We start from the raw sequence: 17219 nt of genomic DNA on the forward strand, positions 1-17219 counted from the left end.
GTCAAATACAAGGTTTGCCCGGCGCACGGACGCCAATCCACAGACAGAGCGCCTGCGGACTTGCTTCAGAGATGATTTGGTTATATTTTATACAGTTATTTCATCTTCATCATGTCATTCATCTTTTCCAATTCATCTTTTTCAAAGTCAAAACCACTTATGACCACAGAATCGTCTAAAGCGCCGCCGCTTTACCCGAAGACCCACTTGCTTGCCGCAAGTGGCATCGCCGCCCTTCTCAGTCTGGCGCTCCTGGTATTCCCTTCCAGCGATGTCGAAGCCAAAAAGACAACCCTGAGTCTTGAACTGGAAAGCCCTGCTGAACAACTGACACAAGATCAAGACGCTGCTGACGCCGTTCAAGCCACAAATGAACCAGCAACCTCCCCCTTCGCGCAGATCGACAACAGCGCCGAAGACACTCAGGAAACCGCTCAGGCCGAACCTGTACCAGCACCTGCGCCGGTCGTCGAAGAAAAGAAGCCGGCAAGCCACAGGGAAGTGATCGTCACCAAGGGTGACACCCTCTCGACACTGTTCGAGAAGGTCGGCCTCCCGGCCACCTCAGTGCATGACGTGCTGGCCAGCGACAGGCAGGCCAAGCAGTTCAGCCAGCTCAAGCACGGGCAAAAACTCGAATTCGAACTGAGTCCTGACGGTCAGTTGACCAACCTGCACAGCAAGCTCAACGACCTCGAAAGCATCAGCCTCACCAAGAATGACAAGGGCTACACCTTCACCCGCACTACCGCGAAACCGACCGTGCGCTCCGCCTATGTACACGGCGTGATCAACAGCTCGCTGTCGCAGTCCGCAGCCCGGGCCGGCCTGTCTCACAGCCTGACCATGGACATGGCCAGTGTGTTTGGCTACGACGTGGACTTCGCCCAGGATATTCGCCAGGGCGACGAGTTCGACGTGATCTACGAGCAAAAGGTGGTCAACGGCAAGGCCGTCGGCACTGGCCCGATCCTGTCGGCGCGCTTCACCAACCGCGGCAAGACCTACACCGCCGTGCGCTACACCAACAAACAAGGCAACAGCAGCTATTACACCGCTGACGGCAACAGCATGCGCAAGGCGTTCATCCGCACACCGGTGGACTTCGCCCGCATCAGCTCGAAATTTTCCATGGGCCGCAAACACCCGATCCTGAACAAGATCCGCGCCCATAAAGGCGTCGACTACGCAGCGCCGCGCGGCACGCCGATCAAGGCTGCCGGCGATGGCAAGGTCTTGCTGGCCGGCCGCCGTGGAGGCTACGGCAATACCGTAATCCTCCAGCACGGCAACACCTACACTACGCTCTACGGCCACATGCAAGGCTTCGCCAAGGGCGTGAAGACTGGCGGCACAGTGAAACAGGGCCAGGTGATTGGCTATATCGGCACCACCGGTCTCTCCACCGGCCCGCACTTGCACTATGAATTCCAGGTCAATGGCGTGCACGTTGATCCGCTGGGCCAGAAAGTAGCGATGGCCGATCCGATCTCCAAAGCAGAACGCGCGCGCTTCCTCGCGCAGAGCCAACCGCTGATGGCGCGCATGGATCAGGAAAAGTCCACCCAGCTAGCTTCGGCCAAGCGCTAAGTCATGGCGCTCTATATAGGTGTGATGTCCGGAACCAGCCTGGATGGCCTGGATATCGCACTGATCGAGCAAGCCCCGGCGATCAGACTGATCGCCTCCCACTACATCCCGATGCCCGACTCCCTGCGCGCCGAGCTGCTTGGCTTGTGCGCCAGCGGTCCGGACGAAATCGCCCGCTCCGCCATTGCCCAGCAGAACTGGGTGAAACTGGCAGCCCAAGGGATTCATGCCCTACTCGCTCAACAGCAACTGAAGCCTGACGACATTCGTGCGATTGGCAGCCATGGCCAGACCATCCGCCACGAACCGGCACGCGGTTTCACAGTGCAGATCGGCAACCCGGCCCTACTGACGGAGCTGACAGGCATCACCGTGGTCAGCGACTTCCGCAGCCGCGACGTCGCTGCCGGCGGACAGGGCGCACCACTGGTTCCCGCCTTTCACGAAGCCTTGTTTGAAGAGCGGGCCGGTAATCGCGCAGTGCTGAACGTTGGCGGTTTCAGCAACCTCAGCCTTATCGAGCCCGGCAAGCCGGTCGCCGGTTTCGACTGTGGCCCGGGCAATGTGCTGCTGGACGCCTGGATTCACCAGCAACGCGGCGACCACTTTGACCGTGACGGCCAATGGGCTGCCAGCGGCAAGGTAGAACCGGTGCTGTTGAATGCCCTGCTCAGTGATCCGTTCTTTGTGACCAAAGGCCCGAAGAGTACCGGCCGGGAAGTGTTCAACCTGCCATGGCTGACACGGCATCTGGCACAACTGCCAGCCTTCGCCGCCAAGGATGTTCAAGCGACGCTGCTTGAGCTGACCGCGCTGACCATCATCGAATCACTGCAAAGCGCCCAGGCAGACACGCAGGAACTGCTGGTCTGCGGCGGTGGCGCCCACAACACTGCCTTGATGAACCGCCTGGCCAGCCTGCTGCCAAACGCCAGCGTCAGCAGTACCGCCACTTACGGCGTGGACCCCGACTGGGTCGAAGCCATGGCCTTCGCGTGGCTGGCTCATTGCTGTCTCGAAGGCATCGCAGCCAACCGTCCGAGCGTTACCGGTGCCCGCGGCTTGCGTGTACTCGGCGCTATCTACCCCGCATAAATCCTGTACACAGTAAAACGCCGCAAGGCCTTGAGGCCGTGCGGCGTTCTGTGAAACAGGTGTGCTGATCAGATCGAGAACGAAGAACCGCAGCCACAGGTAGTGGTCGCATTAGGGTTCTTGATGACGAAACGCGAACCTTCCAGACCTTCCTGGTAGTCCACCTCGGCACCTGCCAGGTACTGGAAGCTCATCGGATCGACAACCAGACTCACCCCTTCGCGCTCGACGATGGTGTCGTCATCGGCCACTTCTTCATCGAAGGTGAAGCCGTACTGAAAACCTGAACAACCGCCGCCCGTAACGAATACGCGCAGCTTCAAGCGATCATTCCCCTCTTCATCGACCAGGCTCTTCACCTTGTGCGCGGCACCGTGAGTGAATTGCAAAGCCGTGGGGGTGAAGGATTCGACGCTCATGCTGACTATCTCCCGGCGTTACGCCGTCATATTGCGTGATGACGCGCATTATCCGCTTCTCCTAGAAAAGCGGTCAACTATTGTTATGGTATATCAACCAATCCAATCGCCGGCCCGGAATGCAAAAAGGCCCGTCAGACGGGCCTTTTGCTGTGCGCGATAACGCTTACGGCAGCATGCCGGCGTGGGACAGGCCCAGACGCTCATCCAGCCCGAACAGAATGTTCATGTTCTGTACCGCCTGACCCGAAGCGCCTTTGACCAGGTTGTCGATCACCGACAGTACAACCACCAGATCGCCATCCTGAGGGCGATGCACGGCAATACGGCAGACGTTGGCGCCCCGTACACTCCGAGTCTCCGGATGGCTGCCGGCCGGCATCACATCGACGAACGGCTCGTTGGCGTAACGCTTTTCAAACAACGCCTGCAGATCCACCGAGCGATCAACAACGGTTGCGTAGAGCGTGGAGTGAATGCCACGAATCATCGGCGTCAGGTGCGGAACGAAGGTCAGGCCGACGTCCTTGCCTGCTGCACGACGCAGCCCCTGGCGAATCTCCGGCAGGTGACGGTGACCTTTCACCGCATAGGCCTTCATGCTTTCCGACGTCTCGGAGTACAGCGAGCCTACGGAAGCACCTCGACCGGCACCGCTGACGCCGGACTTGCAGTCAGCAATCAGATGCGCAGCATCGGCCAGGTCTGCTTCGAGCAATGGCAGGAAACCCAATTGCGTTGCAGTCGGGTAGCAGCCCGGCACGGCAATCAGGCGCGCTTTCTTGATCTGTTCGCGATTGACTTCCGGCAAGCCATAGACCGCCTCGTCCAGCAACTCCGGTGCACCGTGCGGCTGGCCATACCACTTGGCCCATTCATCCGCGTCTTGCAGACGGAAGTCGGCCGACAGGTCGATGACCTTGGTCCCGGCCGCCAGCAACTCGCCAGCCAAGGCATGGGCAACACCGTGCGGTGTGGCGAAGAACACCACATCGCAGGCACCCAGGGTCTTGATGTCCGGAACACTGAACGCCAGGCCGTCGTAATGGCCTCGCAGGTTCGGGTACATGTCGGCTACGGCCAGGCCGGCCTCGGATCGGGAAGTGATGACAACCACCTCAGCTTGCGGATGTTGCGCCAACAGACGCAGCAGTTCGACACCGGTGTAACCCGTGCCGCCGACGATACCGACCTTGACCATAAACCTGCCCTCAACGAACCCACTGGAAAGCCGTCGATAATAGGGGCCGCGCGCCCCTGCGACAACCGTCAAGGTGACGTGCGGACGCTCAAGCCTCTACTATTCGGGTTACCGTGAATTGGGGGAATGACTAAAATGCTCTATCTGTGGCTCAAAGCGTTTCATATCGTCAGCGTCGTGTGCTGGTTTGCCGGGCTGTTCTACCTGCCACGACTGTTCGTTTATCACGCACAAAGTGAAGACACGATCAGCAAGGAACGCTTCAGCGTCATGGAGCGCAAGCTGTACCGGGGCATCATGGGCCCGGCGATGATCGCCACGCTGATCTTCGGCGGCTGGCTCGTCTACCTCAATCCAGGCATCTTCAGCCAGGGTGGCTGGATTCACGCCAAACTGACCCTGGTCGTGCTGCTGATCGGCTACCACCACATGTGCGGCGCCCAGGTAAAACGTTTTGCCCGTGGCGAGAACACCCGCAGCCATGTCTTTTATCGCTGGTTCAATGAAGTGCCGGTTCTGATATTGCTGGCTATCGTAATTCTGGTCGTCGTTCGGCCGTTCTAAATCCAACAGGCACCACTCACCGGGGTACTTCCAATGTCGCTGCCCACTCTGCTCGAACAACGTTTGCGCCTGCCTGTGGTGGCGGCGCCGATGTTCCTGATTTCCAATCCACAATTGGTACTCGCCTGCTGTCGCCAGGGCGTGGTCGGCAGCTTCCCGGCGCTGAACCAGCGCGAAAGCAGCGGTTTCAAGGCCTGGCTGGAAGAAATCGAAGCCGGACTGGCGACAATGGAAAACCCCGCGCCTTATGCCGTGAACCTGATCGTCCATAACAGCAATCCACGTTTACAGGCGGATCTTGAGATCTGCGTCGAACACAAAGTGCCGATCGTGATCACCAGCCTCGGTGCCGTGAAAGAACTGGTCGACGCGGTGCACAGCTACGGCGGCCTGGTGTTCCATGATGTGACAACTCGTCGTCATGCCGAGAAAGCGGCCGAAGCCGGCGTGGATGGCTTGATCGCCGTGGCTGCCGGCGCCGGTGGGCACGCAGGGACTTGGAGCCCGTTCTCGCTGATTGCCGAAATCCGCCAGTTCTTCGACAAAACCCTGTTGCTGGCCGGCTGCCTGAACCACGGCCACGAAATTCTTGCCGCTCAATTGCTCGGCGCGGATTTGGCCTACTTCGGTACACGATTTATCGGCACGACCGAAAGTCACGCGCCCGACGCCTACAAAGAAATGCTGCTGACATCCAAAGCGGCAGACATCATCCATACTCCAGCGGTGTCAGGTGTCCCCGCGAGTTTCATGCGCCAGAGCCTGGAGGCCGCCGGTTTCGACCTGTCCGCCTTGCAAGGCAAGGGCGAGATCAACTTCGGTTCCAAGCTCAAACCCGTGAGCGATGAGGCCAAAGCCTGGAAGACCGTTTGGTCTGCAGGCCAGGGCGTGGGAGAAATCGAAGACTTGCCGAGTGTCGAGCAGTTGATTGCACGCCTCGACGCGGAGTACCGCCAAGCCCTGGAGCATGCCGCCCGGTTGCCCAAACGCTGGCCGCGCTGACAGCAAATCTTGGCCAGTCTTGCCCGGCTGGTCTTACACTCACCTGGGCACTACATTCTTCTTTCAACCTCTCGCGACAAGGATGCCTCGCAATGGGCGAAAATCATTTCAAGATCGTATTCGAGGGTGGCTTGCTACCCGGTGTCGACATCACCACGGCAAAGCTCAATCTCGCCGAGCTGTTCAAAAGCGATGTCGCAGCCATCGAGCGTTTATTCGCCGGGCGTCCGGTAGCGCTCAAACGCAACCTGTCGCAAGCCGATGCCCAGACCTATCTCCAGGCGCTGAGCAAAACCGGTATCGACGCCCGCATCGAAGCCGAAACGCCGATCGAGCTGAACCTCGCCGACGTGCATGACCATGCTCCGGCCGGCAGCCAGGCGTCTTTTGCAGATCCGCAGTCCCCTTACGCGCCGCCTCGCGCACCGGTCGGCGAGGCCGTGGCGGAATTCGCCACGCTCAAGCCCTTCAGTTTCGATGGCCGTATCGGCCGCTTGCGTTACCTCGCCTGGACGCTGGTGCTGTCAACTGTGCTCCTGGCCGTTTGCGGGGTGTTTGCCTTGGTCGCCCTGGCTCTCATCGGCGCGGATTCGACCGCCGGCCTGATATTGGCCAGCTTGCTGGCCTTGATCCTCTTCGTCGGATTTATCTATGTCAGCATCCAGATCACTGTTCAACGCTTGCACGATGTCGGCTGGTCCGGCTGGTTGTGGCTGCTGAACCTGGTGCCGTTCGTTGGCAGTTTCTTTCCCCTCGTGATCATGGTCGTGCCGGGCAACGACACCGCCAACCGCTACGGTCCGCCGCCTCCGCCGAACAGTACCGCGGTCAAGGTATTGTCTTCGCTGTGGCTGATCGTTATCGCGCTGGTTCTGTTCGGCTCGCTGGCCGGCGGTCTCACGGCGATACGGGAAGGATACGAAAACGCCGCCCAGAGCAGCTACGAAAGCAGTTCGGTCACCACCGATGAAATCGACGTCGAGGTCGAACCGGTACCAAATTCCACCAACGATGCAGCCGAAGAGGCCCAGCCCCCTGTAGACTCTGCGAAAGAATGAACAGCGCTCCTGGCCCGTGACACCTGCGTCGCGGCGCGGAGCTGTTGCGATGGAGAACTGCATGACCCGTTACGCTCTGATCACCGGCGCCTCCAGCGGTATCGGCCTGGCAATGGCCGAAGCGCTGGCCCGGCGCGGCCGCAGCCTGATTCTGGTGGCCCGACAACGTGATCAGCTGGAAAGTATTGCGATTGAACTGACCCAAAGGTTCGGCGTGGAAGTGCTGTTCCGTGCCTGTGACCTGGGCGAACCGCTGCGCCTGTCCGGGTTCCTGCTGGAGCTGGAAGAAGGCGACCGGCAGATCGATCTGTTGGTCAACTGCGCCGGTATCGGCACATGCGGCCCGTTTCTGGCCCAGGACTGGATGACCGAGCAAGACCTGATCGAAGTGAATATCCTCGCCCTCACCCGCCTGTGCCATGCCATCGGCAACAGCATGGCCCTGCAAGGCGGCGGGCAAATTCTGAATGTGGCCTCGGTGGCGGCGTTTCAACCCGGGCCATGGATGAGCACGTACTACGCCAGCAAGGCGTATGTGCTGCACTTTTCCGAAGGATTGCGCGTCGAGCTGAAAAAGTGTGCGATCAAGGTTTCGGTGCTCTGCCCCGGACCGACTCGAACGGCGTTTTTCCGTACCGCGCAACTCGACAGTGAAAAACTGACCAACAGCAAACTGCTGATGAGCCCCGAGGAAGTGGCGCTCTACACCGTGCGCGCACTGGAAAAGAATAAAGCGATCATCATTCCCGGGCGGCGCAACCGCTGGTTCGCCTTCCTGCCGCGGCTCGGCTCGCGCTGGCTGACTCGCACAATCGCCGGCATGGTCAACAAGGCCTACTGCCCGCGCTGATCCAACCCAAGGTAAAAGGCTGGGCGCTGGCATACGCCATGAGTACACTCAGGCCAGCCCAAACAACGGAGAAAACAGCTGTGGATACTCTGTTCACCAAGATCATCAACCGGGAAATCCCGGCGAAGATCATTTACGAGGACGACCAGGTACTGGCCTTCCACGATATCGCCCCGCAGGCACCGGTGCATTTTCTGGTCGTTCCGAAGAAGCCGGTGCGCACCCTCAACGACCTCACCGAGGACGACAAGGCACTGGCCGGACACATTCTGTTCACCGCCCAGCGCCTGGCACTGGAACTGGGCTGCGAAAAAGGTTTCCGCGTCGTCATGAACTGCAATGAAGAAGGCGGGCAAACCGTCTACCACATTCATATGCACGTGCTGGGTCAGCGCCAGATGCACTGGCCGCCGGGCTGATTGCGCCAAACCCTGTGGAAGCGGCTCACAGCCGCCTCCACAATTGGCATCACAACACTGTCACAGCCTCTGCATCACAATGACCCAGCGCAAACCTTCCCCGGCCGATTGGGTTAAACTGGCCGCCGAAATTCCCCCCGGAGGTCAGCATGACTACCCAACGTCACTACTCGCCGATTGACCGCCTGCTGCTGCAAGCCGATGCCGCGATGCGCACCCTGCTGCCCTTCAGCGGCCAGCCGTACCGCCCGTCGCCCGCCATCGTGCAGCCGGATGCAAAAATGAGCGACGAAGACACGCGCCACGTTGCCGGCCTGATGCGCATCAACCATACCGGCGAAGTCTGCGCCCAGGCGTTGTACCAGGGACAGGCGCTGACCGCCAAGCTGCCGCAAGTGCGTGCTGCGATGGAGCATGCCGCCGAAGAAGAAATCGATCACCTGGTCTGGTGCGAACAACGCATCCATCAACTGGGTAGCCATACCAGCATCCTCAACCCGCTGTTCTATGGCATGTCGTTCGGGATTGGTGCAGTGGCCGGCCTGATCAGCGACAAAGTCAGCCTGGGGTTCGTGGCGGCAACGGAAGACCAGGTGTGCAAACACCTGAACGAACATCTGGAGCAATTGCCGGCCGAGGACGAAAAATCCCGGGCGATTCTTGAGCAGATGCGCATCGATGAAGAACAGCATGCCGAAAGTGCACTGGATGCCGGCGGGTTCCGCTTTCCGGCACCGGTGAAGTTCGGGATGAGCCTGATGGCCAAGGTAATGACCAAGAGTACTTATCGGATCTGACTCCGTTTTTTGTAGGAGCGAGCTTGCTCCGGGCGGCGTTCCGACGAAGGACGTCAACGATAACGCGTGTTTTCTGGACAAACGTGTCGCCCTCAGGTCCATCGCGAGCAAGCTCGCTCCTACAAGAACCAGAATAAAAAAAGGCGACTGCCGTGAGGGAGTCGCCTTTTTTGTGCCTGAGAATCTTACGCCATGTTGCGCGCGTAGAAGATTTCGAGCATTTCGTGTTTCACCCGCTCGGTCACCTGGGCGCGTTGCTCAGAGGACAGATTGCTGGTGGCGTCGCCGAACAGGTAATTGTCCAGTTCGAAGTTCTTCAGCAGCATCTTGGTGTGGAACAGGTTTTCCTGGTACACGTTCACGTCGGTCATCTGGTACGCGTCGTAAGTGTCGTCGGAGAGGTAGTTCTGGATCGAATTGATCTCGTGGTCGATGAAGTGCTTTTTGCCTTCAACGTCACGGGTGAAGCCGCGCACACGGTAATCCACGGTCACGATGTCCGAATCGAACTGGTGAATCAGGAAATTGAGTGCTTTAAGCGGTGAAATGACCCCGCAAGTCGACACGTCGATGTCCACACGGAAGGTTGCAATACCGCTGACCGGATGGATTTCCGGGTAGGTGTGCACCGTGATGTGGCTCTTGTCGAGGTGGGCCAGAATGATTTCGGGCAGTGGGCCCGGAGACTCTTCGATCTGACTGTCGGTCGGGGTTACCGGCTCTTCCGAGATCAGGATCGTGACGCTGGCGCCCTGCGGCTCATAGTCCTGACTGGCAATGTTCAGGATGTTGGCACCAATGATATCGACAACTTCCGTGAGGATCTGCGTCAGGCGTTTCGCGTTGTACTCTTTATTGATGTACTCGACGTAAGCCTGCTGGTCTTGCGGGGTTTCCGCGTAGCAGATGTCATAGATGTTGAAGCTCAAGGTCTTTGTCAGGTTATTGAACCCGTGGAGCTTGAGTTTGCTTTTCACCGTTAAAAACTCTCTATGTGTTTGCGGCCCGGCCGCGTGATCAAGCATGCCCGTCAGATGCGAACAACGCACCTGCGTAGGACGGTTAACACCTCTTCGCGATGGCGATTTTGGTTGTCTGTTCGGATGCGAGGCCTGTCGGCTGACGGGCCACTACCCTGAAAAAAGTGGCGCATTATGCAGACGTCAGCTTGTGTTCGCCAGAGTCTGCACTGCTTTTATGATAGTTGAATGTCGATTCAACCGAGCTCGATGATCTTGTAGTCGTGGGTAATTGCCACGCCGGCCGCGCCGAGCATGATCGAGGCCGAGCAATACTTCTCGGCAGACAGCTCGATGGCGCGTTTGACCTGTGCTTCTTTCAGGCCGCGGCCCTTGACCACAAAGTGCATGTGGATCCTGGTGAACACCTTTGGATCTTCGGTCGCACGCTCGGCTTCGAGGAAGGCTTCACAGCTTTCGACCGCCTGGCGGGATTTCTTGAGAATGCTGACCACATCGAAATTGCTGCAACCGCCGACACCCAGCAGCAGCATTTCCATCGGCCGGACACCCAGGTTGCGTCCGCCAGCATCGGGCGGACCGTCCATGACCACGACATGACCGCTACCGGATTCGCCGAGGAACATGGCTTCGCCAGCCCATTGGATGCGTGCCTTCATCGCCAAGACTCCACTGTATAAAAAAGGGTCGCCAGCTTAGCACAGGCCCCGTGATTGACAGCGCCCGGCGTCCTGGGACATATCCAACTGCCTTGTAGGTAAATGCTCGAATATTGCAGGACGTGTCTGTTAAGCTGACGCCAATTCTATGGCGCATAGCCAGCTTTACTCCAGCGTTCACTATTTATAAAAACCAAACATACCGTGCAGTTTTTTCGGGATACAACCATGGTTGCTATTGCCCCCAACTCCAAGATCAAGAACCTCGACAAGCTGTTGATGCATTGCCAGCGCCGCCGTTATCAGGCCAAGAGCAACATCATTTGTGCCGGCGACCGCTCGGAAACGCTGTTCTTCATCATCAAAGGCTCCGTCACCATCCTGATCGAAGATGACGATGGCCGGGAAATGATCATTTCCTACCTGAACGCCGGGGACTTTTTCGGCGAGCTGGGCCTGTTTGAGCAAGCCGGCCTGGAGCAGGAGCGCAGCGCCTGGGTGCGGGCCAAGGTTGAATGCGAAGTCGCGGAAATCAGCTACGCGAAATTCCGCGAATTGTCCCTGCAGGATCCGGACATTCTTTACGTCCTCAGCGGACAAATCGCACAGCGCCTGCGTAACACCACGCGCAAGGTCGGTGACCTGGCCTTCTTTGACGTGACCGGTCGAGTCGCCCGCTGTCTGCTGGAGCTGTGCAAACAGCCAGACGCCATGACGCACCCCGACGGCATGCAAATCAAGGTGACCCGTCAGGAAATCGGGCGAATTGTCGGTTGTTCGCGGGAGATGGTCGGTCGCGTGCTCAAGGATCTGGAAGAGCGCAACCTGGTGGACGTCAAAGGCAAGACCATGGTGGTCTTCGGTACGCGATAAGCTCGAAAACCTAGCCGCTGAACATCTGCACCAGCATCAACCGGTAGAGTTCGTCGAGGCGCGCCAGGGCATCGTGCGCCGCGAACTTCTCATGCAACGCGATGTGGCTTTCGGCGCGTACACGTTGTTCCAGACTGCAGGCCTCGTTGAAACGATTGACCGCGGCGACCATCGACTCTCTCTCGTTATCGATCAGCATCGCCCCGTGCACCAGTCCTACCGCACGCTGCCCCCCCTGGCTTTGGCGCCAGCGCTGGGCGGTACCGACCATCTTGCGTCCATCGAGGTTGACGTTGAAGCGACCGTCACAGAAAGCGCCTTCGATTTCACCCAGGGACGACGTACCACCCAACTCATCCAGCAACTGACAGATTGGATCGCATAGACGCCGGTAACCGGTCTCGATGCGATTCAGATCCCCTTCGCTGCGTGGTGGCGCATATACCAATGCGATATTGATCGTTGAGGCCGATTGCGGCACCGGCTCGCCACCGGTTTCACGCAACAGCACTGGCCAACCCGCCGCCGCTGACACTTCGCTGGCGGCTTCAAAACCGGGCAAGCGGTTCAAACGGCGTGGCATGACCAGCGCCCGATCGCTCGGCTGCCAGAACAGCAGGCCGGACTCCGCGTCGCCGGCACAGACCGACGCTAGCAAATCCTGTTCAGCTTGCAGGCCGGCTTCGATGGTCAGGGAAATAGGTAAGGTCATAAGGTATTCCGTAGGACATAAAGTCTGTGGTGCTTCTTATGCCGCTATCGCGAGCAATCTCGCTCACACATTTGATCCCGGCAGCCCATGGATTTTGTGGCCGCCATCAACCCCTGTGGGAGCGAGCTTGCTCGCGATGCTTTTTAGTCGAGGGTCGAGCCGCTGACGGGAATGCCGCGCTCAGGGAAGAACAGACGCTGCAACTCGGCACCCGGGCTTTCGGCGCGCATGAACGCCTCGCCGACCAGGAACGCGTAGACGTCGCTGATTTCCATCAGTTCGACATCGGCGCGGTTGAGAATGCCGCTCTCGGTGATGACCAGTCGATCGCGCGGAATACGCGGCAACAGGTCGAGGGTGGTTTCCAGGCTGACGTCGAAGGTGTGCAGGTTGCGGTTGTTGATGCCGACCAGCGGAGTGTCGAGGGTTTTCAACGCCCGCTCCAGTTCGTCGCCGTCGTGGACTTCCACCAACACATCGAGGTTGACGCTTTTGGCCACGGCTGCCAGTTCGGCCATTTTCACGTCATCCAGCGCGGAAACGATCAACAGCACGCAGTCGGCACCCAAGGCACGGGCTTCGACGATCTGGTATGGATCAATCATGAAGTCCTTGCGGATCACCGGCAGCTGGCAAGCCGCGCGGGCCTGCTGCAGGTAGGCGTCAGCGCCCTGGAAATAATCGATATCGGTGAGTACTGACAGGCAGGTCGCGCCGCCCTTCTCGTAGCTCCTGGCGATGTCGGCGGGAACGAAGTTCTCGCGGATCACGCCTTTGCTAGGCGAGGCTTTCTTGATTTCGGCAATGACGGCCGGTTGCTTCAGCTTGGCCTGAGCCAGCAAGGCCTTGGCAAAACCACGGGGTGCATCGGCCGCCTTGGCCAGGTTTTCCAGCTCGGCGAGGCTTACGCGAGCGCTACGCTCGGCGACTTCTTCGACCTTGCGCGCCAGAATCTTTTCCAGAACCGTCGGTACACTCATCCCTCATTCTCCACTTTGAATACCGCGGTAAATGCACCCAGTTCCTCGAGCTTTTCTCGAGCGAGGCCGGTGTGCAGCGCATCGTGCGCCAAGGCAACGCCTTCTTTCAGGCTGCTGGCATGGTCGGCCGCGTAGAGTGCGGCACCGGCATTGAGCATGATCATCTCGGCCGCTTTCTGACCGTTCTCGGTCTTGCGCTTGCCCAGGGCATCGCGAATCAGTTCAAGAGAAGCCGCCGGGCTATCCACCGCCAGGCCATGCAGGCTTTGGCTCTTCATGCCCAGGTCTTCCGGCTCGACCCAATACTCGGTGACCTGGCCATCCTTCAGCTCAGCGACAAACGTCGGCGCGGCCAGGCTGAATTCATCCAGGCCATCCTTCGAATGCACCACCAATACATGCTTGCTGCCCATACGCTGCAAGACTTCCGCCAGCGGCCGGCACAAGGCCTGGGTGAACACGCCTACCACCTGATGCTTCACACCGGCCGGATTCGTAAGCGGGCCGAGCATGTTGAACAAGGTACGCAAGCCCAGATCCCGGCGCGGACCGGCGGCGTATTTCATCGCAGAGTGATGGGTCTGGGCAAACATGAAACCAATACCAACGTTGTCAATGCAGCGCGCCACCTGCACCGGCGTCAGGTTCAGGTAGATACCGGCCGCCTCCAGCAGGTCGGCGCTGCCGCTCTTGCCCGAGACTGCACGATTGCCGTGCTTGGCCACGGTGCAGCCAGCAGCGGCAACCACGAACGCAGCAGCGGTCGACACGTTGAAGATATTGGCACCGTCGCCTCCGGTGCCCACCACATCGACCACTCCGTCGAGGGTCTTGAGCTCGACTTTGTCCGCCAGCTCGCGCATCACCGACACTGCGCCGACGATTTCGTCGATGCTTTCGCTCTTCATGCGCATGGCCATCATGAACGCGCCTATCTGCGCGTCCGAGCATTGCCCGGTCATGATTTCGCGCATGACATCGCGCATTTCATCGGTGCTGAGGTCGAGGTGCTCGACGATACGGCTCAGGGCTGTCTTGATGTTCATGAAAAGTCCTTAGCGCGTGCCGCCGGTTTGTTTGAGGAAGTTGGCGAACAGTTCGTGGCCCTGTTCGGTGAGGATCGACTCAGGGTGGAACTGCACGCCTTCGATGTTCAGAGTCTTGTGACGCAGGCCCATGATCTCGTCGACCGAGCCGTCTTCGAGCTGGGTCCAGGCGGTCAGTTCCAGGCAATCTGGCAAGGTTTCGCGCTTGACGATCAATGAATGATAGCGGGTCACCGTCAGCGGACGATTCAAGCCTGCGAATACCCCCTTGTCCTCGTGGAATACCGGGCTAGTCTTACCGTGCATCACTTGACGGGCGCGCACCACATCACCGCCAAAGGCCTGGCCGATGGACTGATGGCCGAGGCAGACGCCAAGAATCGGCAGTTTGCCGGCGAAATGCTTGATCGCTTCAATCGAAATGCCGGCTTCGGTCGGGGTGCAAGGACCGGGGGACACAACGATGCGCTCAGGGTTGAGGGCTTCGATTTCAGCGATGGTCAATTCATCGTTGCGCACGACTTTGACCTGGGAGCCGAGCTCGCCCAGGTACTGCACAACGTTGTAGGTAAAGGAGTCGTAGTTATCGATCATCAGCAACATGGCGTATAGAACCTCTTGAATTCACTGACTTTGAAGATGGCCTTCGAATGATTGACCCGCAGGGCGCTGCGCTTTGTCAGGTGCCGGTGTAGCGCCAGCAAAGCGGCATTTCAAACAGGTAAAGAAGGCAAAGCGATACAGGTCCGGCGAGGCCGGCAAAAGAATTCAGGCGCGCCAACGCCAGCGGGCGTGTGCCTTGATGACTTGATCCAGGAGTTTACTGATGATCAACACGGGGAAGGTCTCGTTCGTACGTCCCGGCACAGTAACTTAGCTGGGCAGAGCGTGCAATATCACCGGGGGTACTGCCCGCGAAACTATCAAAGGCTTCGCGACAGATGGCAAAAGGCCGGAAGTTTTTGGTACTGTCGTTTCGTTCACTAAAACAATAAATAAACGGACTTGCACATGATCAAACAGTCGTTGTTTGTACCGCTCGCAGGATGCTTGCTCGCGATGGCATGCGCCCAGGCGAACGCCGCACCTAATCCTTATACAAGTTTCATTGTCTTCGGGGACAGCCTCAACGATGCAGGGACCTTTACCGACACGGGCGGGCCTGCCGGAGCGACGCAGCGTTACACCAACCGGACCGGGCCGGTTTACCTGGATGGCAGCGGCGAAGTCCGCTCGCTCAACGCCACGCAGATCCTGGGTGGAAAACTGGGGTATTCACCGGACCAGACGGCATCCTCTGCTTCAGCCGTTCGCGCCAACGAAGGCCTGCCTGATGGTAATAACTGGGCTGTAGGCGGCTATCGTACCGACCAGATTCTTGATTCGATTACCAGCATCTCCGCCACCGGCGAACGCACCCGGGCCGGCTATCTTCCGTCCAATAACTTCCGTGCCGACCCGAATGCACTGTATTACCTGTCCGGTGGCGGTAACGACTTCCTGCAAGGTCGCGTCACCAGCCTGCCCCAGGCCAGTGCCGCCGCCGACCGCCTGGCCGACAGCGTGCAGACACTGCAAACCGCCGGCGCCAAATACATCATGGTCTGGCTGCTGCCGGATATCGGCTTTACCCCGGCGTTCAACGGCACCCCACTGCAAGCGTTCACGTCCCAACTCAGCGCCCAGTTCAACACTGAACTGGTAAGCCGACTGCAAAACATCAACGCCGAAGTCATTCCGCTCAACATTCCGGTACTGCTCAAAGAGACGTTCGCCAACCCGGCGCAGTTTGGCCTGGCCACCGACCAGAACCTCATCGCCACCTGCTTCAGCGGCAACGGTTGCACCGAGAACGCCCGCTACGGCATCAACAGCGCCACGCCGGACCCGACCAAGCTGATCTACAACGACTCGGTGCACCCCACCGAAGCCGGGCAGCGTCTGATTGCCGATTACGCCTATTCCCTGCTGGCGGCGCCGTGGGAGCTGACCTTGCTGCCGGAAATGGCCCAGGGCACCGTGCGTGCGCATCAGGACGAATTGCGCAATCAGTGGCTGGCCGACTGGGAAAACTGGCAAGGCGTCGGCCAATGGCGAGCCATTGTTTCCGGCGGCGGACAGCATCAGGACTTTGACGGTCAGGACAGCGTGGCAAGCGCCGACGGCAACGGAGCCAACTTGAACATCGGCGGCAGCTATCGTCTCGACGATGCCTGGCGTGTTGGCCTGGTGGCCGGTTTCTATAACCAGAAACTCGAAGCCGGCAACAACGACTCCGACTACAAGCTCAACACTTACCTGGGCACGGCATTCGCCCAGTATCAGCAAAACCGTGTGTGGGCTGATGCGGCGTTGACGGCCGGGCATCTGGATTACGACAGCCTCAAGCGTAAATTCCAGCTGGGCGTCAACGAACGCGGCGAAAAAGGCGATACCAGCGGCTACGTCGAAGCCTTCAGCGCACGCGTGGGTTACGACATTGCGCAACAAGCCAGCAGCCCCTGGCACCTGTCGCCGTTTGTCAGCGCCGACTTCTCCAAGGTGCAAGTCGATGGTTACTCGGAGGATGGCAACGATTCCACGGCGCTGACCTTCGCCGATCAGGAGCGTATTTCCCGGCGTCTGGGGGCTGGCCTGCAGGGCAAATACCAGATCACCCCGCAAACCCAGGTATTCGGCGAAGCGGCAATCGAACGTGAGTACAACGACGATACCCAGGACGTGGACATCAACCTCAACAGCCTGCCAAACAACCAGTTCACACTGGAAGGCTACACCCCGCAAAGTCACTTGCAACGTGTGAACCTGGGGGTGAGCCACAACCTCACCAAGGACCTGGCACTGCGCGCCAGCTACAACATCCGCAAGGACGACGACTTCACCCAACAGGGCATCAACGTAGGTGTTGCGCTGGACTTCTGATGTGCAGCCAATAAAAAACGCGGCGCCCTCTCAGGCGCCGCGTTTTTTTGGT

18 protein-coding genes are annotated in these 17219 nt (G+C 59.1%); 10 read left to right on the top strand and 8 right to left on the bottom strand.

All coding sequences use genetic code 11. From position 1 onward, the window contains the following. Positions 1-159 precede the first annotated feature (159 nt). Complete coding sequence (locus AC3ITA_RS26065; protein ID WP_095946122.1) at positions 160-1590, top strand: peptidoglycan DD-metalloendopeptidase family protein; 1431 nt, start codon at positions 160-162, stop codon at positions 1588-1590. 3 nt (positions 1591-1593) lie between these two features. Beyond that, complete coding sequence (locus AC3ITA_RS26070) at positions 1594-2685, top strand: anhydro-N-acetylmuramic acid kinase (protein ID WP_095946121.1); 1092 nt, start codon at positions 1594-1596, stop codon at positions 2683-2685. A 68-nt stretch (positions 2686-2753) separates the two neighbouring features. On the opposite strand, the gene erpA is transcribed toward AC3ITA_RS26070, so the two are convergent. Both erpA and argC read right to left on the bottom strand, forming a co-directional pair. Next, positions 2754-3104 carry an iron-sulfur cluster insertion protein ErpA gene (erpA, locus tag AC3ITA_RS26075; RefSeq protein ID WP_007906865.1) on the bottom strand — a complete coding sequence of 117 codons (351 nt, stop codon included), beginning with the start codon at positions 3102-3104 and terminating at the stop codon, positions 2754-2756. 166 nt (positions 3105-3270) lie between these two features. Next, the gene (gene argC / locus AC3ITA_RS26080) at positions 3271-4305 is read right to left on the bottom strand and encodes an N-acetyl-gamma-glutamyl-phosphate reductase (RefSeq protein ID WP_489278752.1); all 1035 of its coding nucleotides are present in this window, start codon (positions 4303-4305) and stop codon (positions 3271-3273) included. A gap of 135 nt (positions 4306-4440) precedes the next feature. Between argC and hemJ the strand changes: the two genes are divergently transcribed. The 6 genes from hemJ to coq7 all read left to right on the top strand — a co-directional run bounded on the left by hemJ (position 4441) and on the right by coq7 (position 8995). Then, positions 4441-4869 carry a protoporphyrinogen oxidase HemJ gene (gene hemJ / locus AC3ITA_RS26085; RefSeq protein WP_095946120.1) on the top strand — a complete coding sequence of 143 codons (429 nt, stop codon included), beginning with the start codon at positions 4441-4443 and terminating at the stop codon, positions 4867-4869. Positions 4870-4902: 33 nt separating this feature from the next. Next, positions 4903-5871, top strand: coding sequence for an NAD(P)H-dependent flavin oxidoreductase (locus tag AC3ITA_RS26090; protein ID WP_489278754.1), 969 nt, complete (start codon positions 4903-4905; stop codon positions 5869-5871). 92 nt (positions 5872-5963) lie between these two features. Then, positions 5964-6929 (top strand): DUF805 domain-containing protein, encoded by a 966-nt coding sequence (locus tag AC3ITA_RS26095; RefSeq protein ID WP_414929594.1) that lies wholly within the window; start codon positions 5964-5966, stop codon positions 6927-6929. A 61-nt stretch (positions 6930-6990) separates the two neighbouring features. Then, positions 6991-7779 carry an SDR family NAD(P)-dependent oxidoreductase gene (locus tag AC3ITA_RS26100; protein ID WP_032829767.1) on the top strand — a complete coding sequence of 263 codons (789 nt, stop codon included), beginning with the start codon at positions 6991-6993 and terminating at the stop codon, positions 7777-7779. 80 nt (positions 7780-7859) lie between these two features. Beyond that, entirely contained in the window at positions 7860-8198 is a 339-nt protein-coding gene (locus tag AC3ITA_RS26105; protein ID WP_007986008.1) for a histidine triad nucleotide-binding protein, read from the top strand. A gap of 149 nt (positions 8199-8347) precedes the next feature. Beyond that, positions 8348-8995: a 2-polyprenyl-3-methyl-6-methoxy-1,4-benzoquinone monooxygenase gene (gene coq7 / locus AC3ITA_RS26110; protein ID WP_008051652.1), complete on the top strand. Its 648-nt coding sequence runs from the start codon at positions 8348-8350 to the stop codon at positions 8993-8995. Between the two features lie 185 nt (positions 8996-9180). Here coq7 and speD read toward each other — a convergent pair whose 3' ends face one another. Beyond that, the gene (speD, locus tag AC3ITA_RS26115; protein WP_007986012.1) at positions 9181-9972 is read right to left on the bottom strand and encodes an adenosylmethionine decarboxylase; all 792 of its coding nucleotides are present in this window, start codon (positions 9970-9972) and stop codon (positions 9181-9183) included. Positions 9973-10211: 239 nt separating this feature from the next. Next, the gene (locus AC3ITA_RS26120) at positions 10212-10634 is read right to left on the bottom strand and encodes an OsmC family protein (RefSeq protein WP_095946117.1); all 423 of its coding nucleotides are present in this window, start codon (positions 10632-10634) and stop codon (positions 10212-10214) included. A gap of 228 nt (positions 10635-10862) precedes the next feature. On the opposite strand from AC3ITA_RS26120, the gene crp reads away from it, so the two are divergent. Beyond that, on the top strand, positions 10863-11507 hold the full coding sequence (gene crp / locus AC3ITA_RS26125) for a cAMP-activated global transcriptional regulator CRP (RefSeq protein ID WP_008051651.1): 645 nt from the start codon (positions 10863-10865) through the stop codon (positions 11505-11507). A gap of 10 nt (positions 11508-11517) precedes the next feature. Here the strand turns inward: crp and AC3ITA_RS26130 are convergent, their stop codons facing one another. The 4 genes from AC3ITA_RS26130 to AC3ITA_RS26145 all read right to left on the bottom strand — a co-directional run bounded on the left by AC3ITA_RS26130 (position 11518) and on the right by AC3ITA_RS26145 (position 14848). Next, positions 11518-12219 (bottom strand): lipoate--protein ligase family protein, encoded by a 702-nt coding sequence (locus AC3ITA_RS26130; RefSeq protein ID WP_095946116.1) that lies wholly within the window; start codon positions 12217-12219, stop codon positions 11518-11520. Between the two features lie 143 nt (positions 12220-12362). Further along, on the bottom strand, positions 12363-13199 hold the full coding sequence (trpC, locus tag AC3ITA_RS26135; protein ID WP_095946115.1) for an indole-3-glycerol phosphate synthase TrpC: 837 nt from the start codon (positions 13197-13199) through the stop codon (positions 12363-12365). Beyond that, a complete protein-coding gene (gene trpD / locus AC3ITA_RS26140; protein ID WP_095946114.1) occupies positions 13196-14245 on the bottom strand; it encodes an anthranilate phosphoribosyltransferase in 1050 nt (349 codons plus the stop codon). Before trpD ends, trpC begins: the two co-directional genes overlap by 4 nt. 9 nt (positions 14246-14254) lie before the next feature. Then, complete coding sequence (locus AC3ITA_RS26145) at positions 14255-14848, bottom strand: aminodeoxychorismate/anthranilate synthase component II (protein ID WP_007980194.1); 594 nt, start codon at positions 14846-14848, stop codon at positions 14255-14257. Positions 14849-15256: 408 nt separating this feature from the next. Here AC3ITA_RS26145 and estP point away from each other — a divergent pair, with 408 nt between their 5' ends. Continuing rightward, entirely contained in the window at positions 15257-17167 is a 1911-nt protein-coding gene (gene estP / locus AC3ITA_RS26150) for an esterase EstP (RefSeq protein WP_095946113.1), read from the top strand. Positions 17168-17219 lie beyond the last annotated feature (52 nt).

The organism is Pseudomonas sp. GL_090 (assembly GCF_057837765.1).